The sequence below is a fragment of the Flavobacteriales bacterium genome (assembly GCA_016704485.1).
In the GTDB taxonomy this organism is placed as follows: domain Bacteria; phylum Bacteroidota; class Bacteroidia; order Flavobacteriales_F; family PHOS-HE28; genus PHOS-HE28.
The window spans coordinates 134,503-158,355 of record JADJAA010000001.1; the positions used below are offsets into that span (position 1 = coordinate 134,503).

A 23,853-nucleotide genomic window follows, 5' to 3' on the forward strand; every position below is an offset into this window, starting at 1 on the left:
CCTTTGAGCGAACGCAAGTATACCACCGCATGAAGAAAAACAAGAGCGCACCAAGCGCTCGATTAGTGGATGCAGTTGTTTCAGGCATCCAAGAAGTGAAAGGAAAGGACATTGTTCACCTCGATCTTCGCGACGTACCGAACACCGTTTGTGATCATTTTGTGATCTGTCACGGTGATTCAAGTACACAAGTGGCGGCCATAGCCAATTCAGTTGAAAAAATGGTCCGCGATCAGACCGATGAAAAACCTTGGCATACGGAAGGACAGAATAACGGGGAATGGGTGCTATTGGATTATGTGAACGTGGTCGTGCACATCTTTCACCGCGACAAACGCGGATACTACGCACTGGAGGACCTTTGGGGCGACGCAGCCCGAATTTCATACGATAACGTGGCGTAAGGACCATACGCCGAGAGTTCAGCAAAGTGGAAAATAACGAGAAAAAAGAAAAGAACGAGAAGGGACCTAAACGGTCTTTCAACTTCTATTGGATATATGGCATCATCATTCTGGTGATCCTTTCCATCAACCTGTTCCAATACAGCGGGGGCATGGCACATATTGACACCACCGAGTATCGCAAGATGCTCGAGGCAGGTGACGTGCAACGCATTGTAATAGTGAACGACCAATCCGTTAAAGTTTACCTGAAGAAGGAAGCCCTGAATAAGGACGTTCACAAAGAGAAGATCAAAAGCTCGCCGATCTCCGGGGAGAACACATTCGGACCTCATTATGTATTCAACGTTGGTACCAGCAACCTTCAAAAGGATCGCTTGGTGGAAGAAGCGGAAAAATACAATGTTGAATACGACTACGAATCACAGGATAATTGGGGTCGGGAGATCATCAATTGGGTGCTGTTCTTCGGTGTAATGATCGCGATATGGTTCTTTGTCATGCGCCGCTTAGGCGGAGGTGGTGGGCCAGGCGGGCAGATATTCAACATCGGAAAAAGCCGCGCTCAGGTGTTTGATGGCAGCAAGACTACCAACGTAACATTCAATGACGTTGCGGGGCTTGAAGAGGCCAAGGAGGAACTTCAGGAGATCGTGGATTTCCTTAAGAACCCTAAGAAGTACACTGACCTCGGTGCCAAGATCCCAAAAGGGGCATTGCTCGTAGGCCCTCCAGGAACTGGTAAAACCCTGCTTGCAAAAGCTGTTGCAGGTGAAGCGAATACGCCTTTCTTCAGTTTGAGCGGATCGGATTTCGTGGAGATGTTCGTTGGTGTTGGTGCCAGCCGCGTAAGAGACCTGTTCAAACAAGCAAAAGAAAAAGCACCAAGTATCATCTTCATTGATGAAATTGATGCTATTGGTCGTGCACGTGGACGGAGCGCAAGCATGGGTGCGAATGACGAACGCGAGAATACACTCAACCAATTGCTTACCGAAATGGATGGGTTCGGTACGAACAGCGGTGTTATCCTGATCGGCGCTACCAACCGTGCAGATGTTCTGGACCGTGCCTTGATGCGCGCTGGTCGTTTCGACCGACAGATCTTCGTGGACATGCCGGACCTGAACGAACGTGAGGAGATCCTGAAAGTACACCTGAAACCGTTGAAGATCGACGTTACCGTGGATGTGGCCTTCCTTGCTAGACAAACACCCGGATTCAGTGGTGCTGACCTTGCCAACATTTGTAACGAAGCTGCTTTGATCGCCGCACGGAAGAAGAAAACCTCCGTGGATAAGCAGGATTTCCTTGATGCTGTGGATCGTGTGATCGGTGGTCTGGAAAAGAAGAATAAGATCATTACCGCCGCAGAGAAAAAAGCGATCGCCTACCATGAAGCGGGTCACGCTACTGTGAGCTGGTTGGTGGAACATGCAAGTCCGCTCGTGAAGGTCACCATCGTACCACGTGGCCAATCACTTGGTGCCGCATGGTATCTGCCTGAGGAACGACACCTTACCACGACCGAACAGATGATGGATGAGATCTGTGCTGCTCTGGGTGGGCGAGCTGCGGAATTCGTGATGTACGGTAAAGTGAGCACGGGTGCGTTGAGCGACCTTGAGAAGGTGACCAAACAGGCGTTCGCTATGGTGACCATGTACGGACTCAATGACAGGATCGGTAACGTGAGCTATTACGATAGCTCGGGACAGAACGAATACTCTTTCGGTAAGCCGTACAGTGAGAGCACAGCGCAAGCGATCGATGAGGAAGTGAGCAAGATCGTGGAGATCCAATATGAGCGTGCGAAGCGTATCCTAACAGAGAATAAGGATAAACTCACCGCGCTGGCTACCCAGTTGTTGGAGAAAGAGGTGATCTTCAAAGAGGACCTTGCTGTGATCTTCGGTGAGCGGCCGTTCGCTGAGCGTGTTCCTGCACCACAGAACGGCAAACCAAAGGATGAAAAGCCAGCCCAGGAAGTGGCACCGGAAGAAATACCTGATGTAACCGCCGAGAACAAGACTCCCTCCTGACCGGTCTTGATGAATTACTGGGCCGTAGCCTTCACAACGGGTTCACCGCATGAAGCGGAGATCGTGAAGGGGCTTCTGGAAAATCATGGATTCAATGCCGTGGTCATGGACAATGGCGCATCTTCGGCCTATCCACAGCTCGGTTCAGGAGATATTACCGTTCTTGTGGAACGAGAACACTTACTTCGCGCCATGTACAGCCTACAAAAGAACCATACGTCGTGAACGAAGTAGCTGTTCGCGCAATGACCGGGTTCGTGTATGTGGCCCTGACGATCGGAGCTGCACTCGCAGGACCATTCACGACCGCGCTGCTATTTTTTCCCATTTGCCTCCTGGCCGCGGATGAAATGCACAAATTGCTGTGGGCCGAGGGTGAATCATATCCACCGTTCTGGAGCGTTCTGATCGCTGGTGCGATGTACGTGGCCATGGCGCTTGGGCATTTTGAACCATTCTGGGAATGGACCTATACCGCAGGTTTGGCCATTCTATTGTTGAGCATCTCATTGATCTGGGTCATGTTACGCGGGTTTACAAACCCCTCCAACCTGCTAGGTGGGTCTTTCATTATCATTCTACTTGTTGCACTACCCTTCGGATCCCTGCCCTATTTATTCAAACATGGTAGTTGGATGTTCATTGCGTTCATGATCATGCTTTGGACCAACGACACCGGTGCCTATTTGATCGGCCGAGCGATCGGTCGCACGAAGCTGATGCCAACAGTATCTCCCAAAAAAACGGTCGAAGGATTCCTTGGAGGATTCGTTCTGACCATGGTGGCGTCCTACATCATTTCCTACTATGACGACACGATCAGTATGACGCATTGGTTGATGGTCGGGGCGCTAACGAGTTTAACTTCTACCGTCGGTGATCTGATCGAATCCGCCTTCAAACGTGCACGTGGGGTGAAGGACGCAGGCAACTTGCTACCTGGCCATGGTGGGATCCTTGATCGGTTCGATGGATTCCTGGTCGCCGTACCAGCCGTAGTGATCTATTTGAATTGGATCTTTGAGGTAACATAACGCTGTTATCTTAGCCCGCCTCTGAGATACCGATCATATGCGTCTGCACCGCGAAGGTTCCACTACCATACTGCTAGGCATTGCCTTCGTTGCATTCGTTCTATTTGCCTTGCTGAAATGGCCCGTACTGCCACTTTGGATTAGTATTCCTATTGGTATTGTCGCCGTATTGATCTTGCTGATCATACTCTGGTTCTTTCGCGTTCCTCACCGCGAAGTGACCATGGATGATTCTGCTATCATGTCCCCGTGTGATGGTAAGGTGGTTGTGATCGAAGAGGTTCTTGAAACGGAATATTTCAAGGATAAGAGGATCCAGGTCTCGATATTCATGAGTCCTTTGAATGTCCACATCAATTACGACCCCATCAGTGGAACTACGACCTATACGAAATATCATCCGGGGAAATACCTTGTGGCCTGGCACCCGAAAAGCAGTACGGAGAATGAACGAAGTACGGTGGTCACACGCCATTCACGGCACGGCGAAATACTGTTCCGCCAGATCGCAGGAGCACTGGCGCGACGTATCTGCACCTATAGCCAAGTTGGGCAACCCGCCGTTCAAGGGCGCGAGTTCGGATTCATCAAGTTCGGTTCACGCGTAGATCTTTTGCTACCACTAACTGCCAAGATCGAAGTTGAGCTTGGGCAGAAAGTAAGCGGCTCCACATCGGTGATCGCGCGCTTTGTATGAAAGCGATCGGAGCAATAGCGGTAGCTCTGCTTTGGGTTTCGTGTGCCGGCGATACGGCACCGCACGAGATCGTTGACGAACCTATTTCTGAACTATCCGTGCCCGCGCATAATGCAATGTCGCGAACCGATGGCTATTACCGGGAAGATGTCAGTGGGCTGGTTTATTTGATCCGGTTCTTTCCAGAAGGGAACGCTGTGCTGATCAATGGTTCTGCACAGATCGCCGACAGCTTACCGCCGCTTCTTACACCAAATGCCGTTGGTAATACTGAAATGGGTTGGTACAACGTACCAGTAATCTATGCGCGTGACAGCATATTTCTTGTGACGAAACCAGAACGCGGGAACATTGATTATCGCGGGAATGTAACGAACGACTCAACGCTCCGTTTCGAGCGGTACAGCCACATCAACGGTGATCGAAGGATCAAGGAATACTTTTTCAGGGCCGACCCGTGATCTTGGATCAAAGCAGGATCGGACGCAGATCATCCAAGTGTTTCAACCGGAAGGTGGATAGTGCGCATTGCGCGGTCTCTGCTGCATAGTGTGCATGATCCCAACCTGCATTTCTGGCTCCTGCCATATCAGCCTCCGGATTATCCCCGATCATTAGACTGTTCTGTTCGTTTGCTTTTGCTAAATGCAAAGCATGATCGAATATGCGCAGATCCGGCTTACGCGCACCGGCTTGTTCACTGGTCACAACAACATCGAAGAACTCAGTAATACCACTGCAAGCCAGCTTAACGTGTTGCACTTCCTCGAATCCATTGGTGATGATATGCATCGAATAATGCGGCGCCAGATCCTGTAACAACGCGAAGGCGCCAGGGATAAGCAACGGTTTGCGCGGACAGAGCTCCAGGTAATCCCGACCCATTCGCTCGGCCGTTTCATTGTCCGAAATACCGAATTGGATCAACGTGTTATGGAACCGTAGCACGCGCAGAACTTCTTTTTTCAACTGACCCTTTTCATAGCTTGACCAAAGCCCCAGGTTCACTTCCTCATATGCATCAATGAACGCATCCGTATCCGGGATCCCTTTCGATCCAAGATCCTCTTGATCATAAAGTTCAGCAAGAGTTGCTCTGGAATTGGCGGTGAAATCCCACAGTGTGTGATCTAGGTCCCAAAAGATGTGTGCGTACTTTTTCACTTGGTGAAGCTCCATGCGAAGCTGAGCACTACCGACCAGATCAGAACTGAAGAGAGCATGACAGGCAATGTGCGTCGATCATGCCGAAAATACTTGGCCGCTAGAATGGATCCGATCGGAATGGAAAGTATGGCAGGACCTACAACGGCCAATCCTTGTAACCCGTAACCGCGCTTAATACGAACGATGAACCGGTTGGTCCGCGTAAAGATCTTCTTCTGTGGAATCCCCTTTGCTGTGCGATCCGCAACGCGCCTTACATGTCGCTTACGGAACCACTCCAGGACCTGAACACCGGAGTAATAGAAGATCAAGGTGCCCACCACTCCACCGCCTCCCGTAAGTATCAACGTTTCCAAGAAGGTATTACCCATCTGGTAGCTTACAAGACCGCTGAAAAAGAATTTCACCATGCTCGTAAGCACCACGGGTATGGCTTGCCACGGTTCCATCATCTACATCTTGCTTCCATATGCCAGATCACCGGCATCACCAAGCCCAGGAACGATGTATGCCTGAGCGGTCATCTCTTCATCAATTGCACCTATCCAGAACCGGGTTCCGGGGGGCATGTGCTGTTTGACATAAGCCATTCCTTCAGCGCTTGCGATCGCAGCAGCAACATGAAAGGACTTGGGCTTACCTAAACGCAAGAGCGCTTTGTAGACCAACACCATGGATCGGCCGGAAGCAAGCATAGGGTCGCACAACACAACGACACGATCCTGAAGAGTAGGGCTGCTCAAGTATTCCACTTCCACCTCGAACGTATCCTCGCCTTTATTATGCTTTCGATAAGCACTTACGAAAGCGCTGTCAGCTCGATCGAAGTAATTGAGCATGCCTTGATGCAACGGCAGACCTGCTCGCAGTATGGTTGCAAGCACGGGTTGCTCCACCATCAATTTCGTACGCGCAATACCCAAGGGTGTTGTCACTTCCTGCTCTTCGTATTCCAAGGTCCGGCTCAATTCCAAAGCCATAACCTCACCGATCCTCTCCAGATTCCTGCGGAAACGCATGGGATCCTTCTGCACGTCCACATCACGCAGTTCTGCTATGAAATGGTTCGCAACACTGCTCTCTTTTTCAAATTCCCTTACCATGGTAACTTCATTTCTTGAACCATTTGAGCGGTGGCGGAAGAGTGTTCCGCTTCAGGTGTAAATATACCGAGGACTCTGCACCAAACCCCTTATTGAATCGCGCAACGTTCGGATCGTTCGACCCAGCTAGATCCATGACCTGTTCCTTTTCAGCATATTGCCCTATGGCATGGTCAATTAAAAAGAACATGGCCTTGAGCGCTTGGCCCTCTTCATCAGAAGCTGCTTTGAACCAGATCAGCCTACCCTGCCATTTTATAAGACATGCAGCAGCATGCAATACCGCATCTTTTCGAATGCCGATCACTGAACATTCACCACGTTTCACTCCCTCTGCAATAAGCTCCTGCATACCGCGCATGTGCTGTGGATCCGTATCTCCGAAGCGTGCACCAGTCGTTCGCTCGAAGAGTGCAACGAATTCCGATGGTAGTACATCTCCGACAAAATACGAGGCAGCGACTCTTGCTTTTTTCAAGTTCCTTCGATGGTTCACTCCAAAAGCAGCACGTATTTCTTCAGCGGGTCGATCGAGCTTTATTTCCTGATCGATGCGCGTTGTGGTGATCACATCCGGTTTTTTGACCTGCTTGATCGCCGTATTCAAATAGATGTCCCAATATTTGAACCTCTGCGGTACGGCATCCAAGAACATTTCCTGAAGTCCATCGACGATGGCTGGTGCAAACACACCCAATTGTTGCAGACCATACGGTTGATATAGGTAACGGAGTCCATATTTCTTTCTCCATGTGAGTGGCATGATCGCGCCGGAATCCCTATCCACCAAGGCTTCCCAGCCGGGTGAAGCAAGATCCAACACCCAGCTTTGGGCATACCACATCTTATTGCAAGAACGCAGCAGTTGCATATCCCACCAGTGCTTATCGATCGCAGTATGTGGTAGGTGCTCGATCATGACCTGGCATTATTAATGATCCGTCGAATAGCACTTCCCCAACCTCGGTGATCCCCGTGGTCGCTTAAAAAACTTTCATGCCAAAGCCCTATGAACGTCCCTTGCACGTCTCGAACGCGCTTGATCAATTCGGTGGCTTCGTGCACAGCTGCATCAGGATCGAGCTTCAATTTATTCCGAAGTGTATTATCCATCACGCAGAATGGATGTATCGTGATCGGCAACTCCTTTTGTTCGTTGAGATCGAACCAAACATAAGGTGTACACGTTCCTACACGGAACCCCAATGTATCGTGCAGTCCCATCGTGTGATCTTCAACGAATCCATTTCGAACCAACTGCGGAAATGAATCCGGAACGGTGATCCGCAGAAAATGATGACGACTGAGCGTAACAACTTTACCCAAGGCTTCTTGTAACACCTTCTTCTCCTTCGCAATAAGTTCACTGTTCAGCATATTCCGGTACGAAGGATGAAGCCCGATCTCAGCCCACTCGCTCAGTTCCTTCAGCCGCCCAGCATAGCTTGGATCAGAAACCGGTACAGCGTGATCCCATTCACTTCGGGGAGCTGTGAGTACAAAAAAGATGGTACGATCCGATACCTCGGCAAACTCCTTTCGAAGTTCTTGGTAGACGTCGTATGGATCTTTTTGCTTGCCACGTAGAACATGAAAGCGCTCTATTACGTTCGTCCATCGAGCATTGAGCAGATCACGAACTGCCGAGCCAACCGTTCGCCACCATTCACGACCGCGATACATGAAGCCATTGTCAAGATCCACTGTCACCACATGTTCGTATTTCCGATCGGGAACAGGCAGGTTCGGGTCCTTGGCTTTCCAATGTTTCGCCAATTGCAACGCCCACTCATCAACAACCGGACGATGAACGTACCCGTGCCGAACACTGTGCAGTTCCTTGGAAAGCGGACGACCATGTTCATCCAGTCCAATACCGCTGCATTCCTCATAAGCGGTAAGTAGAAAGAATGCCCCCGCGAACAGATCATAAGGAAGATCACCTAGATCCGATGGAAACAATATCGGCACACCTAAGAAAGCGCTGACCTTAGGATCTACTTTTCCTATCCCTTCGTCCTCCAATAATCCATGAGGATGAATGTGAAATGCACCTTCCACAGGCGTTTGACCATATACCAATCTTGGACCTTTCAGCGCTGCCAGATCAGCAGTGCTGTTCACGAATTCCAAGGGCCATCCAAGCATTCGCTCGATCAGCTGTTTTATCACGTAACGCGATCTTGCCGTTGGGTGCTCTATGTGTACATGCACTACTGCCATGCAGAGGAGGATCTCCGGAAAGGTAACGGGGATGTCCGGAACATGGTATCACCGCAACAATTCCTCACAGATCTTCTCCGCAGCATTACCATCGCCGAATAGCGGAGCCATTGGCTGATCTGCCAACTCAAGCAGCTGGTGTGATGTCTTCATGATCATATCGGGATCCGCATCCGCCAGAAGCGCACGACCGGTTTCTACGATCTCGACCCATTCCGTCTCAGCGCGAAGGATCACACACGGTTTACCGAAGAAGTAAGCTTCCTTCTGCACGCCGCCGCTATCGGTCAGTATCAATCTCGCATTCCGCTCCAAGGCCAACATATCCAAGTAGCCGACCGGTGGCAGAATATGCATACCGGAAGCGTCCATTATTGCTTTACGTAACCGGGGCTCCATGACCTCATCGAACGCCTTTAGCGTTCTGGGATGCAGGGGCAGCACTACAGGTAGGTTCAATTTTACTTGCAGGTCCAACAATCCTTGGAAGATCGCATTCAAGCGAACGGGATCATCCGTGTTCTTTGCCCGATGTACCGTGGCCAAAATGTATTCCTTCCCTGGAAGACCCGCTGAATGGATCAACGTGCTTCGATCATTCGCAATGCCACCGAAATAGAGGGCATTGTCGTACATGACATCGCCACTTAGAACAACCTTCGGATCATCCGGTGTTGCCGATCCACCCCCTGTGACATTCAAGCCTTCTCGCTCCAAATTATTCATGGCAACAGTGGTCGGGCAGAACAGCCACGTACTCGTGTGATCACAGACCAATCGGTTCAACTCTTCGGGCATGCTACGGTCGTAACTGCGCAGACCCGCTTCAACATGAGCTACCGGAATATTGAGTTTACCAGCAGCAATTGTTCCTGCCAACGTACTGGTGGTGTCTCCATATACGAGCACAAGATCAGGTGCCGCCGAACGGAGTGCTGTATCCAGCCCATCGATCATTCGAGCTGTTTGCGTACTCTGCGTTCCCACACCCACATTCAACTGAACATCCGGCTCCGGTATTCCTAGATCATTAAAGAACACACTGGACATGGCCGCATCATAATGCTGTCCAGTGTGAATAAGTGTTTCTTGGATCCTATCCTGGAATTGTTTCCGCACTACTCGGCTAATTGCCGCGGATTTAATGATCTGGGGCCGGGCTCCTAATATGGTGACCAATCGCAACGGAGATCCCATCAATAGAGCAAGCCGTTATCAGCGAAACTGTAGAAGCCCGTGGACGTGATGATCAAATGATCCTGGACCTGTACATCCAACAACCTGCCTCCCTCCACTACCTTCTTGGTAAGTTTGATATCCTCTTCGCTAGGGCGTAATTGCCCGCTTGGATGATTATGTGCAATAACGATGCAGACCGCTTTCCGATCCAATGTTGCTTTGAAGATGACCTTCGGATCCGCTACTGTACCATGCATCCCACCTTTGCTGATGCATTGGTGGTCCAAGTAACGATTGCCGCGGTCCAGGAAGAGTACCCAGAACTCCTCGTGCTGTAGATCCGCCATGAAAGGCCGAAGGAATTCGTAGGCCGAAACGCTTGAGATCACGTGAAACCGTTCCGCTTGTGCGCCATCCTTTCGTCTTCGACCCAATTCCAATGCCGCTACAATGGAGATCGCTTTGGCTTCTCCAACGCCATTGAATTTTGTGAGGTCATGTACACCCAATCGAGCCAACCGATGGAGGTCATTACCAACACTGGACATGATCTTCTTGGCCACCTCCAGTGCACTGTCCTTGGTGTTGCCGCTGCGTATAAGTATCGCAATAAGCTCTGCATCAGAGAGCGAACCTGCACCCAGGGTCATAAGCTTCTCGCGAGGGCGATCACTCTTGGCCCAGTCACGTATGCTCAATTTTGCTTCCCGTAGCGAGTCTTCCATGGGGTGGAAAAAGAACAGGTCCCCAAATTGAGGACCTGCGCAAGATAACGTATGAGTTGGTCTACTTGAGTGTACTTACGTGACGGGTCACGGAGGAGATCAAATTACCTGCTTTGTTCTTGTGGATGATATTGCGTTTGGCCAACTTGCCCAACATGCTCGCAATTTCTGGAAGCAATGCCTCAGCTTCTTTCTTACTTTCCGTTGTACGAATGACCTTCAGCGCATTACGCATGGTCTTGTGCTGGTAACGGTTACGGTCGTTGCGGGTCTCTGTTTGACGGACACGCTTAAGGGCTGACTTATGATTGGCCATTGGCTTCTAGTGTTCCTTCTTTGGAAAGGGAGCGCAAATATAGGGTACTTTCTTATTCTGGCAACTATGCACTAAAAGAAAATGGCCCTGACAAGCAGGACCATTCAGAGCGCTAGCGAGGCGGCTCAGTAAGCATTAGGGTCCTTTCCGAACATATTGGTCACCGTTTTCACGATGATCTTCAGGTCCAGAAAGAAAGACCAATTCTCCAAATACCATATATCCAGGTCTACACGACGTTCCATCAGTTCCGGTGTACGCGTTTCGCCGCGCAACCCATTTACTTGCGCCCAACCAGTAATTCCCGGACGAACGAAATGACGGACCATGTACTTATCAATGATATCCCGGTATTGATCATTCAGTTTCAAAGGGTGCGGGCGCGGGCCTACAACACTCATTTGCCCGGTCAGTACATTGAGGAACTGAGGCATTTCGTCCAAATTGCTTTTGCGTAGGAACCGGCCCACCACGGTTACACGTGGATCGTTCTTAACGGCCTGCTTGCTATCTGCTTCCTTGTTCATTTTCATGCTCCGGAACTTCCAGCACACAAAGCTCTTGTTATCGCGGCCCAACCTGTTCTGCTTAAAAAATACCGGACCACGACTGCTCAATTTGATCAATAGAGCAAGGATCGGAAAAAGCCAAGTGAAGATGAATAGAATAACGCTTAAAGAGAAGACGAAGTCGAACACTCTTTTAACGACCCGACTAAGTTTCTTATCCAACGGTTCCCTACGCAATTTGCTTACGGGCACTGCACCATGGAACTCCAATTGTGAGGCGTTCACTACAGGGATGAAGCTCTCTGCACTCGGAATTACCCGGAAGCGGATCGTATTACGCTCACAGAACTCCATTAGATCCGTGATCTCCTGCCTGCGCGTTCCTGGCAAAGCGCAATAAACGATATCGATCTTGTTCTGCAACGTGTAGGCCTTCGCTGATTCAACATCACCGATCAACCGGGACCCCAACTTTCCTTCTATGGGTTCATCACTGAAAACACCACAAAACCGATAACCGCGTACCGTTTGGTCCTGACAATATTGAAATATGTCTTCCGCAGCAGGGCTATTGCCAACGATGACCAGATCCTTTACTGCCGTAAGCGGCTCCAACGTAAGAACCTTGTTGAGACCATCCTGAACTCTACGACTTGTACGCAACAAGCTGGAAAGTTCACTGGAAACCTCCGCTGCCGAATAGATCCGCCTTATGGGACCAGGACCCTTTCCGTTGTTGAATGTCGTTTTTTCCATTTTGCTGTTAGCCAGCAACTCAAGAGATCAATCCGCAAGTGAGGGCAAAAGTAGGCCGACTCCCGAGGTTTGTCAAGTTCGTCGTTGATAACTTATCATTCGTCGAACATTTATTTAATTCTACCGCTCTAATCACATCCCGTGCCAGATCCATATTCTGACCTAAATAGTAACCGATCCATCAACAATTCCATTCTTTTCACCTCGCCTGTCACGCCCTCTTAGCAGCCTATTGACGAAGGCTCCAGCGAAAAGTAACAGGAAATGACTGTTCGTGACCAAATAACGTTTCCAAAGTCGACCAGGCTCCAACCACAATCGATAAAGCCACTCCAATGACAGATCGCGCATCCATTTCGGCGCCCGTGTATCAACTCCAGCGTATAATAGGAACGCTCCACCAAGTCCTAACATCAGCCCATTCACCCGACCTTTCATGGCGGACATCCATCGCTCTTGCTTCGGGCAGCCTAAGGAAACCATAACGATATGTGCTCCAGAGGAATTGATCCGATCCGCCTCGGCAGCAAGATCCATTTTCTCGATCGGCATGAATGGTGGTGCAAACATCCCGGCGAACCGGATCCCCGGATAGTCCACCGCTGCACGCTTAACTATGGTCTCCTGAACTTCGGTAGTGCCACCATACAAGTATACTCCGAGGTCAAGCTCCGCTGCTTTAGCGAGTAACGCAGGCATGATATCGTTCCCAGCTACACGTTCGTTCTTGACTCCCTGTAAGATGCTCAATGCTTTCCTTACGGGCATTCCATCAGCAGTAGCGAAATCCGCAGTGTTGACCACCTTGGCAAAATCAGGTCTGCTTGCTTCCGCGGTCATGTGTGCATTTACACAACACACGTAGCTGCTCTTGTGCGCAGCCCCGAATGCAACGAACCGCTCAATATGCTCCGCGAACGTTCCAACGGAAATATCCGCAGTGATCACGCGCCGCTTCGGCAGGGGTTGTGGCTCGATCGGCATCAATTGTCCTGCGCCTTGCGTACATCGATACGCCCGGGTGCCTTAATGTCATGACTAACCGTATCGTACCAATTCACGATCTCTTTCACACCTTGTTCCATACTATATGGAGCTTCACCGAACGCGGTGATGGTCTTGTCCATATCCGTTATGTAATCACTGGTCATACTCCGAAAACGACCACTGGTAATAGGGAATGGGATCCCGATGAATTTCAGAACGTCCCCTCCCAAAGCGATGGTCTTGATCAACCACGTTGGGATGTAACGTACAGGTTTACCAAGAAGTTCCATTGAAACAGCTTCTACCCAAACCTTAAGATCAAGTGGTCGATCACCGACATAGTAGACCTGTCCATCGATCTTATCCTTGGGCGCGGCAAGCATTTGCTGGATCTGCCACGCTACGTTACCCACATAGCCATAACTACGCACCACTTTGCCTCTGCCAGGGTGGAAATAAAGCCCCTTGCGCATCACCTTGAACATGACATCGCGGTAACGTAGCGAATAAGGTCCCCAGATGGTGGTTGGCCGGATGATGGTCCATGGACAATGAAGGCCAGCATTGCGGGTGATCTGCTCGGTTAGCCGTTTGCTTTCACCATAAACCGTGAACGGCTTGTAATCTTGATCATGCTTCGGCTGATAACCCGCTTCGCAAACGAACTGGGTGCTGGTAACAATGACCCGCTCAATTGCGGCGAACTTCTTCACGACCTCCAGCAAGATCCGCGTACCCTCATGGTTCTGACGATAGGCGTCCACATCTGTTTTCTCATCCGTATCCGTGCGGGCCGCAAGATGGACCACATGCGTGGGCTTGAATTCCTCGAAGGCTTTTTGCAACTGATCGGGATCCATTAAGTCCACCTCCTTCCAGAATGGAGCTTGATCCTTGTTCAAGGGCGGGTTCCAATCAATATTCACCAAGGGTATTCCTAGTGGAATATAGACCTCCATCAAGTTGGTACCAATGAATCCGGAACCGCCGGTTACCAATAATCGCATGCTCTTCTATTGCTGTTCAAAAAGGCCCACGAACGCTCGTTCCATGGATCGGTGGAATCCCTCTAACGTAAATTCTTGCTCAAAGATGCGTCTTCCCTCCTGCCCCATCCTTTCCCTTAATGCCGGATCCCGTGCTAAGAGTACCAGTTTCTCCGCTGTAACGCTTGGTTCCTGAATAGGTGTCAAATAACCATTCACCCCATCCCGCACCACGGATGGTATACCTCGCCATTGCGTACTTACCAGCGGTTTAGCGAATTGCATAGCCTCCACCAGCACAAGCCCGAAGCTCTCGGCCTCGAAATAGCTGGGGAAGCAAAATATATCGCACCCCGCGAAGAAGTTGAACTTCTCGGCATCCCGTTTCACACCTAGAAATTCTACCTTATCTCTCAAGCCGTGTGCTTCAATGAATGTTCTACATTCCTGTTCATAGGCCACGTCGCCCCATTTACCCATGACCTGCAACCGCGCATCAATCCCTTGGGCAATGACGATGCGAAATGCTTCCAACAACACCGAAACACCTTTGCTTGGGATCAACACGCCGGTGAACAGGATCAGTACCGGCTCACCTGGACCGGCAGTTCGTTCCGGTACGGAGCCACGCATATCCTCGATACCGTTCGGAATGACAATACTTTTTCTCGCGCCTAGAAGTTCTCCGTCCTCCGGATTCTGAGGTGCGGTTCGAATTGCCAGTGTATGACCGCGATACGCCCACCGGAACAATGGCCTTAATGGCGATGGCAGTTCCTTCTCAAAACCAGAAACGCCTCCCGCATGAAAGTGGAAAACGACTTTCCTGAATAGCCATCTTGTAGCACATAGCAAAATGATATCGCGCAGCACAGGAACCTTGTTCGGACCACTAGGCGGATAGTAAAGCACAGGTGACCTGTACCGGAACCGCGCCCTCCAGATATGCAGGATCGTGGTGAATAGGACCCAAAGCTTCTTGAACGCGAATTTGCCCACGCTCTCCATATCATCCGAGAAGACCATGCGAACGTGGAATAAGCGAATCCGCGTGAATTTACCGTCCAATAACTTTTGGATCATTACCGCCTGACCACCAAAAGGCGGGGGCGTTTGACCAACGATCAGAATGCGGTAAGGGACCTGTTCCACTGCGCAAAAATAGACCCCTTGAGCAGTCCTTTTCCGCTGCCTCCAACCTACCATGAACATTCAAAGGTGGAACAGTGAACCATATCCTAAAGGTCATTCGTCGGGCAATTTGTGCCTTTGGTCTAGATCTGCGAACCGTAGTACCCATAATGGGGTTCAACGACCCAACAATACCAGCACCATGATGAAATTGAAGATCAGAAACTTAATGCTCCTCGCCGCCTTTACGAGCAGCATATCCGCAATGGCGACCACATACTATGTATCGTCAACCGGTAACGATGCCAACAATGGCACATCACAAAGTACTGCTTGGGCATCCGTAGCCCGCGTACAGCAAAGCATGTACGACTACTTGCCCGGCGACATCATTCTCTTCCAACGCGGAGGCACGTTCCCTGGTGAACTATCCCTTTATGCCAATGGAACCTCCGGCTCACCGGTCACCTATGGTGCTTATGGTACGGGCGAACAACCGATCATTTCCGGTGGACTTCCCGTCACCACATGGACCGTTCACCAAGGCAATATCTACAGTGCCTCGGTTGCGCAACCTGTGAAATACCTGATGGTCAATAATACGCCGATGACGGTTGCCCGCTATCCGAATACAGGTTGGCTAAGGAACATCAACGGCAGCAACACGCAGATCAACGCGGGTAGCGCGCTCACCCAAGGATCCAATTATTGGAACGGTGCAACCGTAACGATACGTTCTACGAACTGGTGCTTCGAGAATGCAACGGTGACCGCATCCAATGGTGGTAATCTCACATTCAGTGCGATCTCCAGCAGTTTGAATGACAATGATTGGGGATTCTTCCTAAGCAATAAGCTGAGCGAATTGGACATGGCCGGCGAGTGGTACTATGATGCTGCCCAAGGCAAAGTGTACTTGTGGGCGCCAAACAACGCTAACCCGAACAACCTGAACGTACTTGGGTCCATACACGCCAAAGGTTTCGTACCCGGATGGCAGAAACATGATATGATCATTGAGAACCTCTGTTTCCAAGGTCAGAAAGATGCAGGTATCAGCACGGAGAATAGTTCGAATGTGATCGTACGCAACTGCACATTCCGCCACATGTACAAAGCAATCAGCAGTTCAGGCACCAACAATACCTACACCAACAACATCTTGAATGACATCTACGCTTCCGCGATCAACATCTATGATGACAATGCTACGATCACCTTCAACACATTGACCGATTGTGGTATGCACCCTGGACTTGGTGAAAACATCTGGGGCCATATGGGCATCAACTCGACCGGTTTCGACAACGTTATTGCAAGTAATCGTTTGATGAACATCGGATACATCGGCATTGCAGCGAACAAGAATGCATTGATCGAAAAGAACGTTGTGACGAACGCAGTTGCACTGCTGAATGATGGTGGTGGTATCGCATTCGATAACTCCGACGGTATGATCATTCGCGACAACATCGTTACGGACATGGTCGGTAGCTTGGAGAGCGTTGCCACGAATTACCAAGCCTATTACAAGATCTGCTTCGGTATTTATTTCGGGAATACATCCTTGAAGAACACCTTGGTTCAACGGAACACTGTAGCACGTTGTACCGGTGCAGGTATCCACGTGGACCATACCATGGTATCCATAAACAATCAGATCAAGGACAACGTCCTGTTCGACAACAAGGTCCAACTAAGTCTCAGCGATTTCAGTAACGCCGCAGGACCAGGAGCAACAGCACCTTACCACGTTCCGAACTTCAATGATATCTACTCCGGAAATATCATGTACAGCATACGCCCGGACCAATTGTGCATGCGCCACTACAACGTATACAGCCCGAACCCTGTTGACTTCGGCACGTTCACCAATAATAAATACTTCAGCCCTTATGAGGATGTGAGCATCTACATCTATAATACCAACAGCGGTGCTCAGAAGTACTACACCTTGGAACAATGGCAAGTGGCCCGCAACGAGGACTCCAACAGTACCCGAAGCATGCAGAATCTGAACAAGTATGATGTTACGCAAGTTCACGGTGCCAACATGATCCCGAACGGTGCGTTCGATAGCAACACTACTGGATGGACCGGCTGGCCTACCGAAGGACAGATGACCCGCGATGCGACCTTTCTGGACAATGGAGCACTGAAGGTGAATTTCAGCAATAACGCTACATACGATGTGTTCTTCATGTACCCTGATGCCATGCCAGCGATCCAGAACAACGAGTGGTACCGATTGAATTTCAGCATCCAAAGCAATGCGACCGGAATGCTGCGTACAGAGGTGAAAGGCGCTTCACAAATGACCGGTCCATACAGCTTCTTCAATACCAACGTAGCGTTCGATGCTGTTCGTCGGGACAAGACGATCATTTTCCAAAGTGACCGCACAGAGACCGCACGTATCCAATTCATCAACAGCTATATGGAAAGTCGTTACTGGATGGACAACGTTACGCTTGAGCGCGTAACCGTACAGGAAGTGGATGCCTACGAGCGCCATACCCTACTCGTGAATGATCAAGCCACACCACAGCAATTCACACTAACGGAGTGCTGGAGGGATGTTCATGGAGTAGTGCATTTCGGTACCATCACATTACCTGCCTATAGCTCGTTGGCATTGCAGTTGGAACCGGAAAGCAGCTGCGCACTCACGACCGGAGTTGATGATCCCATCATGACGAAGTTGAACAACGTTGTCGCTTATCCGAATCCAATTTCCGCTGGTGAGAAACTAACATTCACTGAAGCAATGAAGTCCGCAACCCAAGTACGTTTGTTCGACATTGCAGGCCGTGTTGTGCAAGAGACCCGCATGAACCCACGTGAGAACTACATCCACATCAATGCGAACATTCGTCCGGGTGCTTACAATGTGGTACTGGTGTCCGAAACACGCAATGAAGAAATCCATTTGGTCGTTACGCGGTAGCACCTCCAAGAAGAAGTTCCATTTCTGTAAAAAACGACATACTCAAAATTGAAGAAAGCCTGCATAAATGCAGGCTTTCTTTAGTTTACAATAGTTTGTTTGCTGTTTCGGTCAACACCGGATCACATCACTTGGCACTATTGAAAACAACGCTACAAATATTCATTGCTTCATGAACCGCTGGCTCGTCCATGTCCCCTTGTACAATACGTCTAAAAGGTATGGCCCTGCAGAAAGTATTTGTATATCCACCCAACCATTTGGTGTTACCGTGCCGTTCATTACAACGCGACCAAGTGCATCATTCACACGATACTGGACCAATGCGGTAGACTCCAACCGGATCTGGATACGGTCGTGTGCGGGGTTTGGCACAAGTTGGAATGTTCGCTGTTCTGTACTTGAGGTTATACCGGCCAACACATCCACGCTGAACACGGCTGGTGGTGTAATGATCGGCTCGTTGAAATCGAAAACGATGTGTGCAATATTGGTAACGGTGGCACCATCCTGTAGGTCCGTTGCGGGCAACATGCTGAACGAGAAAAAGCCGTGGCTGTTCGGTTCATCACTGGTGCTATCGGGTAGCATGATGTCATCATGGAAAACATGCAACACACCATCCGTAATGTACCAGTGGTTCGAATGACTGCTTGCAATGAAACGCATGCTCTCCCATTGCAAGTCTTCTGAAAGTGTATCCAGAATCAGGACGCGCTCTGCGAGATACGTTCCGGTGTTCTGGAAACGGATGGTGTATTCGAGTGGTGTTTCACCTTGTACAACAACAGCGGGTGAGAGCATTTTCGGGGTGAGGAGTTTGTCATTCGGATCGTAGCTACCTACAACACTATCCTTGAACGTGTAGCTATTGTCTACAGGGGTTTCGTCCGTGGCCAATGGAGCGGCAATCACCGTGTGCAGAATGTTGGTGCCGAGTGCGATGCTTGCAGCGGTGTTCAGATCTACCGAAATATATTTCGTTTCACCGACCGCGATGCCACTAAGATTCCATGTTGCGGTGGTCGTGTTCTGCACATCCGGAGCAATGGAACTGCCAACCCACGATTGGTCGCTATCGTAGGTCAGTGTAACATTAGCACCCACGGGTATGGTACCGTAGTTCTGGCAGGAAAGGTAGAGCCGGTTATCGAAGCCCGGCCGCGGTGGATCTGCGGTGAGCGATACGCGAAGGTCTTGGATGTTCGGGGTAAGTACCGCTCCAAAATCATTACCCGTACTGATGTCGCCCATGCTTAGCACATCGGCGGTATGCTGTGTAGGAGCAATGGATGCGATGTACGGATAGCTCGATGCTGGTGTAACCGTATAACTTCCTGGTTGCACTATTGTCTCCCAATATCCGAGATCACTACAGCCAACCGTATTACCTCCGGGTTGTAGTTTGACCATTACCTGTGGCAGGCCTGGTTCACCAACATCGTATTGGCCATTGGCATCAGTGTCCATGAACACGCGCCCGGTGATCCCAGGATAGATACCCGTGCAATAGGTATTCAGGATCGAGCAATAGGTGGCCGTTTCTTGTGTGATATCCTCGCCACCAATGAAAGCTTCTGTTAAAGCTGAAGGCCAATTCGGAATACAGCTGGACACAGAGGTAATATAGAGTAGTGTCAATCCATCCGGTAGAAAAGGTACGCAGGTATATGTTGAATTAATAATCAGGCTTTGCAGTGAAGAGGGTATGGATCCGAGAGATCCAAAAACATCGAAACCTACCGTTAGTTCTTCCATTGTCGGCGGCCAAATGATGGTGCTTTCACCTTCCACGTAATGAACCCATGGGCAGTCGACAGCAGAAAAGTCGAGGGACACAGGAAGCGAATAGACCAAGTCCAAAAGCAGAGACTCAACTTGGATGGGTGGGATGACTATATTATCCTGGTCCCAAGGTCTGATCTCCATATATTTAATGTATTCCATTACGGACCAATCCACATTAAAATCGCCTTCCATAACCAGATCGAGCGAATCCGGCATGTCGGTGATCGTAAAGGTCGAAGTGCCATTAGTACAACCCAACCCTTTCAGTTCCATGCGCTCCAAAGTCTGTGGCAGCGTCGGAACCACGATCGACCCACAGACCTTCTGTACTTCAAGCATTCTCAAATTTGGCGGGCAAGCCTCCCAAGTCAACTCGAACTGCTGCCAACCATAAGATAGATCGAGATACAAGGATCGGAGTGAATCCAAATATTCTATCCCTTTTAGATCTATCGATCCAGGAAGAGTACTGAAGCTTTCGCCCAAACTCATAACTTCGAGATCAGCTATGCCTGGATCTAAAGTATCCATCATGCCCGATACATCAACAATACCGGGGATGTATGAATTCAGCACATCACGCATGTTAAGGTCAGGTATGAACACCTGCGCATTGATGTTATCTGCTATACCTCCCGCAAATACTGCTAGCACACTGCTGAAAACAAAAGATCGAATATTCATAGCGACTGATCGTTTGGTCGTTTCAAACTTGAAAGACCGTTCGTTTTATAGACATAGCTCAACAGAAAAACGCTGTCTGCAAGTTAACGCTTGACAGTTAAGAGGCACCCATTCGCAAACATTGACAGTACCGACTACTGCAATTTTCTGAACTATTGCTTCATGAACCGCTGGCTAGGCCATGTCCCGTTGTGCAACACTTCCAAGAGATATGGCCCCGCCGAAAGCGCTTGTAGGTCCACCCAACCGTTCGGCGCCACTGTTCCAATCATTACAACGCGACCCAGTGCATCGTTTACACGGTACTGGACCAACGAGGTGGACTCCAACCGGATCTGGATCCGGTCGTGTGCTGGGTTCGGTACGAGTTGAAATGCTTGTGGTTTTGCGGTTGAAGTAATACCTACCAACACATCCATATTGAAAACAGCTGGTGGTGTAACGATCAACAAAAATAAAATCCAAATGGGCTGAGCAGCGAGATGAACGAATTTACGCCACAGCCCGCACTAGCAGATGCTCAACCGCGGCGCGGAATGATCCGCGCTGGATTCCCTACCGCGATATGCCCGGCTGGCACATCTTTCAGGACTACGCTTGCTGCACCGATCGCGACATCATCGCCAATGGTGATCGGTCCGATGATGACGGCGTTCGCACCGATATCCACTCGGTCACCGAATTTCGGTGATGCGCTGTACGTGCCATCCGCCAGCTTTTTATTGCCGATCGTCGTGCTGTTGCGCACGATGCAATTCGCGCCGAAAACAGTTTTATCATTTACGACCAACGCTTGTCCATGATCTATGCGGAAACCCGGACCGATCCGTGTTTTCCATGGTAGCTCAATGCAGAGGATCCATTCCACGAAAAAGCGATAGCATAAGAAATAAGGAAAGAACAGAATGAAGGTGATCGTGCTCTGTCGCAGTAGATGCGCAATGCGGAAAAGTACCATGACGAACATGCCCTTGGGATTGCCCGCGTTGGCCTTTCGGTCCTGAAAAATGGCGAATACGCTTGCCATGTTATTTCGAGCCTTTCAGCTTGGGTTTAACGTATTGATTGTACCGCAACTTCATGTGCTGCAGCGGGTACATGCCTGCGCGCACCGCCGTACCGATCATGGTCTGGAATGCTCCCATACCCAGGTCCTGACTAACACGCTTTCCTTCTTTGATCACCTTGTACAACGGAACGCTCATACTCGCACCACCTACCGTGAAGTTAGCCAACGGTTCCGCGATGTAGATGAATTGGGCTGCACTTTCTCGGAACGCTTCGTAAGTCCATTTGTGATCGGCACTTACGCGCAACTTATCATCGAATGGTCGCCCATTGTAATAGGAACGTCGCACGAAAAAGCTGGGATGGTTCAGCACCATTTCCCAGTACTTCAACAGAAAGCCGTTCACCTTCGCTTTCTTCAGTCCACGTTCTCCATTCGGATAATGCAACCAGATATCGCCGTGAACGATATTCACTTCCGGATGTGCTAATGCCTCACGCATTACACGTGCGACCGTATCCTCCTCGTACCAATCGTCTGCATTGATCAGACCTACCCACTCGCCCGTACAAAGTGAAATGCCTTTGTTCATGGCATCGTAGATCCCTTTATCCTTCGCGCTGTTCCAATAGGCTATCCGATCCTCATACTTCTTGATGATCTTTAATGTCCCATCCGTGGATCCTCCGTCAACGATCACATATTCAATGTTCGGCCAGTTCTGTGCCAACACGCTTTTGATGGTGCGTTCAAGGAATGCCTCACCATTGTACACCACCGTTACAATACTGACCAGAGGTTCTTGGGGTGTTCCCACCGGACCTTTTCCCAATGTGCGTGTTCCTCCTTCCATTAGGCTTCTATTGGCTCTTGTGGCAACATGGTGTTGGCATTCTTGCGCGTAATGAATTGTGGTTTGATCGCAATGTAAGAGAGCATCATGAAAACCAGTGGAACACCAAAATCAAGCCCGTAAACGAAGATATCGATCTGCCAGATGAACACGAAATAAACTGCAACCGCGAATAAAGGTCCCTCCATGGCATTGGCGATATAACGCTCGCGATACCACTTGTAGATGTACCACAAGCAAACGGACATGAGCACTACACCAACGATACCTTGAGCGAACAGGACCTGCAATGAGCTGCTGTGCATGTGGATCAATTTCGGTGTTTTTACTCCCCACAAGACCGCTATCCGGTCCATGAATCCGATCCAATACTGGCCATTGTATCCCCCACCGAATATGAGATCACGACGATCATTCACGAACCAATCCCACGCGGCTTCCCAGATGTAGGACCTTCCATTGAATGAGGTAATGTCGGCCTTGTTCACCCGCGAAAGCACAGCTGAGAAGATCGGCAATGTCAGGATCTCATAGATCAACAATGCAAAGCTCATGAGCAAGGGCAAGGTGAACATTGCTATAGGGTAAACGAACCGTGCCGTGCGCATGATCCTGCTTACGAACAGGATGGTTATGATCAAGAAGACCAGGAATGATAAGCGGCTGTTCACACTGATCATTACTGCCATATTCACCATATAGAAAAGTGATAAGCCGACGAACGTACCCGGCTTTTTGGTGAAGTCCTTGATGTAGAATAAGAGCATCAGATTGATGATGGACAACAAGTGAGCAGCATCGTACAACCCCCGCATGAACGGTAAGTTGATCCTGCCTGGGAACGCATGCATCAAATTATGGAAACCCGCTGCGTACCCAAAATAATTCACAACGATCAAGATTGAAACCCCTTTCAGGAACATGCGGGCGAAATCGAAGTCATCATTCTCCCGATTCGTGATCTGTACGATAATACCTGCATGGAACGGCAAGAGGATCATCAGCGTTTGTAGCGAGGTATTGAATGCATCATATCCGGGGAAGCCCCGACTGAATGCCACCCACATACCAGCCGCCATTGATAGCAACGCCAACAACCCGATGTAATACACCTTATTGACCATGCGCAATGCCGTACCACGATAGATCAGGTCCAAGAAATGCACCAATAGGAGGAGTACGAATGGTATGAGCGAAACGAGCATACCCATAGAGAACGAGAACCGCGCACCGATGTAGAACCCTACTCCGTAGAAGGGTATTCCTGCCGTGAACAGGCCATTGATCAGTTTGCGTTTGGAGATCTGCAAATC

At 49.8% G+C, this 23,853-nt stretch carries 24 protein-coding genes; 7 read left to right on the forward strand and 17 right to left on the reverse strand.

Features of this window, described 5'->3' with window-relative positions; genetic code table 11:
• Positions 1-29: 29 nt before the first annotated feature.
• Genes rsfS through IPF95_00560 form a run of 6 tightly spaced genes read left to right on the forward strand, consistent with a single transcriptional unit; the run spans position 30 to position 4,638 of the window.
• Positions 30-404: a ribosome silencing factor gene (gene rsfS / locus IPF95_00535; protein MBK6473182.1), complete on the forward strand. Its 375-nt coding sequence runs from the start codon at positions 30-32 to the stop codon at positions 402-404.
• Positions 405-430: 26 nt separating this feature from the next.
• The gene (gene ftsH, locus IPF95_00540) at positions 431-2,446 is read left to right on the forward strand and encodes an ATP-dependent zinc metalloprotease FtsH (protein MBK6473183.1); all 2,016 of its coding nucleotides are present in this window, start codon (positions 431-433) and stop codon (positions 2,444-2,446) included.
• A 9-nt stretch (positions 2,447-2,455) separates the two neighbouring features.
• Positions 2,456-2,671 carry a DUF2007 domain-containing protein gene (locus IPF95_00545; GenBank protein ID MBK6473184.1) on the forward strand — a complete coding sequence of 72 codons (216 nt, stop codon included), beginning with the start codon at positions 2,456-2,458 and terminating at the stop codon, positions 2,669-2,671.
• Entirely contained in the window at positions 2,668-3,480 is an 813-nt protein-coding gene (locus IPF95_00550; GenBank protein MBK6473185.1) for a phosphatidate cytidylyltransferase, read from the forward strand. The genes IPF95_00545 and IPF95_00550 overlap by 4 nt, the downstream gene beginning before the upstream one ends.
• Positions 3,481-3,517: 37 nt before the next feature.
• A complete protein-coding gene (locus IPF95_00555; protein ID MBK6473186.1) occupies positions 3,518-4,177 on the forward strand; it encodes a phosphatidylserine decarboxylase family protein in 660 nt (219 codons plus the stop codon).
• On the forward strand, positions 4,174-4,638 hold the full coding sequence (locus IPF95_00560) for a hypothetical protein (protein ID MBK6473187.1): 465 nt from the start codon (positions 4,174-4,176) through the stop codon (positions 4,636-4,638). The genes IPF95_00555 and IPF95_00560 overlap by 4 nt, the downstream gene beginning before the upstream one ends.
• 7 nt (positions 4,639-4,645) lie before the next feature.
• Here IPF95_00560 and IPF95_00565 read toward each other — a convergent pair whose 3' ends face one another.
• The 12 genes from IPF95_00565 to IPF95_00620 form a co-directional block, all read right to left on the reverse strand.
• Entirely contained in the window at positions 4,646-5,341 is a 696-nt protein-coding gene (locus tag IPF95_00565) for a noncanonical pyrimidine nucleotidase, YjjG family (GenBank protein ID MBK6473188.1), read from the reverse strand.
• Positions 5,338-5,796, reverse strand: a complete 459-nt coding sequence (locus IPF95_00570) for a hypothetical protein (protein MBK6473189.1) — start codon at positions 5,794-5,796, stop codon at positions 5,338-5,340. The genes IPF95_00565 and IPF95_00570 overlap by 4 nt, the downstream gene beginning before the upstream one ends.
• Entirely contained in the window at positions 5,797-6,447 is a 651-nt protein-coding gene (gene upp / locus IPF95_00575) for a uracil phosphoribosyltransferase (GenBank protein ID MBK6473190.1), read from the reverse strand.
• A gap of 7 nt (positions 6,448-6,454) precedes the next feature.
• Positions 6,455-7,366, reverse strand: a complete 912-nt coding sequence (locus tag IPF95_00580; protein ID MBK6473191.1) for a GNAT family N-acetyltransferase — start codon at positions 7,364-7,366, stop codon at positions 6,455-6,457.
• A complete protein-coding gene (locus IPF95_00585; protein MBK6473192.1) occupies positions 7,363-8,670 on the reverse strand; it encodes a polysaccharide deacetylase family protein in 1,308 nt (435 codons plus the stop codon). Before IPF95_00585 ends, IPF95_00580 begins: the two co-directional genes overlap by 4 nt.
• Before the next feature lie 48 nt (positions 8,671-8,718).
• Entirely contained in the window at positions 8,719-9,867 is a 1,149-nt protein-coding gene (wecB, locus tag IPF95_00590; GenBank protein ID MBK6473193.1) for a UDP-N-acetylglucosamine 2-epimerase (non-hydrolyzing), read from the reverse strand.
• Positions 9,867-10,574, reverse strand: a complete 708-nt coding sequence (gene radC, locus IPF95_00595; GenBank protein ID MBK6473194.1) for a DNA repair protein RadC — start codon at positions 10,572-10,574, stop codon at positions 9,867-9,869. The genes wecB and radC overlap by 1 nt, the downstream gene beginning before the upstream one ends.
• 61 nt (positions 10,575-10,635) lie before the next feature.
• Complete coding sequence (locus IPF95_00600) at positions 10,636-10,890, reverse strand: 30S ribosomal protein S20 (GenBank protein ID MBK6473195.1); 255 nt, start codon at positions 10,888-10,890, stop codon at positions 10,636-10,638.
• 125 nt (positions 10,891-11,015) lie between these two features.
• Positions 11,016-12,155: an exopolysaccharide biosynthesis polyprenyl glycosylphosphotransferase gene (locus IPF95_00605; protein ID MBK6473196.1), complete on the reverse strand. Its 1,140-nt coding sequence runs from the start codon at positions 12,153-12,155 to the stop codon at positions 11,016-11,018.
• A 162-nt stretch (positions 12,156-12,317) separates the two neighbouring features.
• Positions 12,318-13,139, reverse strand: a complete 822-nt coding sequence (locus IPF95_00610) for a WecB/TagA/CpsF family glycosyltransferase (protein MBK6473197.1) — start codon at positions 13,137-13,139, stop codon at positions 12,318-12,320.
• Positions 13,139-14,149, reverse strand: coding sequence for an NAD(P)-dependent oxidoreductase (locus IPF95_00615; protein MBK6473198.1), 1,011 nt, complete (start codon positions 14,147-14,149; stop codon positions 13,139-13,141). Before IPF95_00615 ends, IPF95_00610 begins: the two co-directional genes overlap by 1 nt.
• A 6-nt stretch (positions 14,150-14,155) precedes the next feature.
• Positions 14,156-15,334 (reverse strand): glycosyltransferase family 4 protein, encoded by a 1,179-nt coding sequence (locus IPF95_00620; GenBank protein MBK6473199.1) that lies wholly within the window; start codon positions 15,332-15,334, stop codon positions 14,156-14,158.
• Between the two features lie 127 nt (positions 15,335-15,461).
• Between IPF95_00620 and IPF95_00625 the strand changes: the two genes are divergently transcribed.
• Entirely contained in the window at positions 15,462-18,206 is a 2,745-nt protein-coding gene (locus IPF95_00625; protein ID MBK6473200.1) for a right-handed parallel beta-helix repeat-containing protein, read from the forward strand.
• A 162-nt stretch (positions 18,207-18,368) separates the two neighbouring features.
• Here the strand turns inward: IPF95_00625 and IPF95_00630 are convergent, their stop codons facing one another.
• The 5 genes from IPF95_00630 to IPF95_00650 all read right to left on the reverse strand — a co-directional run bounded on the left by IPF95_00630 (position 18,369) and on the right by IPF95_00650 (position 23,850).
• Positions 18,369-20,678, reverse strand: coding sequence for a T9SS type A sorting domain-containing protein (locus IPF95_00630; GenBank protein ID MBK6473201.1), 2,310 nt, complete (start codon positions 20,676-20,678; stop codon positions 18,369-18,371).
• Positions 20,679-20,830: 152 nt separating this feature from the next.
• Positions 20,831-21,127, reverse strand: a complete 297-nt coding sequence (locus IPF95_00635) for a T9SS type A sorting domain-containing protein (GenBank protein ID MBK6473202.1) — start codon at positions 21,125-21,127, stop codon at positions 20,831-20,833.
• A gap of 71 nt (positions 21,128-21,198) precedes the next feature.
• A complete protein-coding gene (locus tag IPF95_00640) occupies positions 21,199-21,705 on the reverse strand; it encodes a serine acetyltransferase (protein MBK6473203.1) in 507 nt (168 codons plus the stop codon).
• A gap of 1 nt (position 21,706) precedes the next feature.
• Positions 21,707-22,540: a glycosyltransferase gene (locus tag IPF95_00645; GenBank protein ID MBK6473204.1), complete on the reverse strand. Its 834-nt coding sequence runs from the start codon at positions 22,538-22,540 to the stop codon at positions 21,707-21,709.
• On the reverse strand, positions 22,540-23,850 hold the full coding sequence (locus IPF95_00650) for an O-antigen ligase family protein (protein MBK6473205.1): 1,311 nt from the start codon (positions 23,848-23,850) through the stop codon (positions 22,540-22,542). Before IPF95_00650 ends, IPF95_00645 begins: the two co-directional genes overlap by 1 nt.
• Positions 23,851-23,853 lie beyond the last annotated feature (3 nt).

Bases quoted from the DNA above. Each gene is read 5' to 3' on its own strand.
- radC (MBK6473194.1), bottom strand. From the start codon at position 10,574: ATGGAAGACTCGCTACGGGAAGCAAAATTGAGCATACGTGACTGGGCC.
- IPF95_00625 (MBK6473200.1), top strand. From the start codon at position 15,462: ATGATGAAATTGAAGATCAGAAACTTAATGCTCCTCGCCGCCTTTACG.
- rsfS (MBK6473182.1), top strand. From the start codon at position 30: ATGAAGAAAAACAAGAGCGCACCAAGCGCTCGATTAGTGGATGCAGTT.
- wecB (MBK6473193.1), bottom strand. From the start codon at position 9,867: ATGGGATCTCCGTTGCGATTGGTCACCATATTAGGAGCCCGGCCCCAG.
- IPF95_00630 (MBK6473201.1), bottom strand. From the start codon at position 20,678: ATGAATATTCGATCTTTTGTTTTCAGCAGTGTGCTAGCAGTATTTGCG.
- IPF95_00645 (MBK6473204.1), bottom strand. From the start codon at position 22,540: ATGGAAGGAGGAACACGCACATTGGGAAAAGGTCCGGTGGGAACACCC.
- IPF95_00585 (MBK6473192.1), bottom strand. From the start codon at position 8,670: ATGGCAGTAGTGCATGTACACATAGAGCACCCAACGGCAAGATCGCGT.
- upp (MBK6473190.1), bottom strand. From the start codon at position 6,447: ATGGTAAGGGAATTTGAAAAAGAGAGCAGTGTTGCGAACCATTTCATA.
- IPF95_00610 (MBK6473197.1), bottom strand. From the start codon at position 13,139: ATGCCGATCGAGCCACAACCCCTGCCGAAGCGGCGCGTGATCACTGCG.
- IPF95_00605 (MBK6473196.1), bottom strand. From the start codon at position 12,155: ATGGAAAAAACGACATTCAACAACGGAAAGGGTCCTGGTCCCATAAGG.
- IPF95_00615 (MBK6473198.1), bottom strand. From the start codon at position 14,149: ATGCGATTATTGGTAACCGGCGGTTCCGGATTCATTGGTACCAACTTG.
- IPF95_00570 (MBK6473189.1), bottom strand. From the start codon at position 5,796: ATGATGGAACCGTGGCAAGCCATACCCGTGGTGCTTACGAGCATGGTG.
- IPF95_00640 (MBK6473203.1), bottom strand. From the start codon at position 21,705: ATGGCAAGCGTATTCGCCATTTTTCAGGACCGAAAGGCCAACGCGGGC.
- IPF95_00545 (MBK6473184.1), top strand. From the start codon at position 2,456: ATGAATTACTGGGCCGTAGCCTTCACAACGGGTTCACCGCATGAAGCG.
- IPF95_00620 (MBK6473199.1), bottom strand. From the start codon at position 15,334: ATGGTAGGTTGGAGGCAGCGGAAAAGGACTGCTCAAGGGGTCTATTTT.
- IPF95_00580 (MBK6473191.1), bottom strand. From the start codon at position 7,366: ATGATCGAGCACCTACCACATACTGCGATCGATAAGCACTGGTGGGAT.
- IPF95_00600 (MBK6473195.1), bottom strand. From the start codon at position 10,890: ATGGCCAATCATAAGTCAGCCCTTAAGCGTGTCCGTCAAACAGAGACC.
- IPF95_00555 (MBK6473186.1), top strand. From the start codon at position 3,518: ATGCGTCTGCACCGCGAAGGTTCCACTACCATACTGCTAGGCATTGCC.
- IPF95_00560 (MBK6473187.1), top strand. From the start codon at position 4,174: ATGAAAGCGATCGGAGCAATAGCGGTAGCTCTGCTTTGGGTTTCGTGT.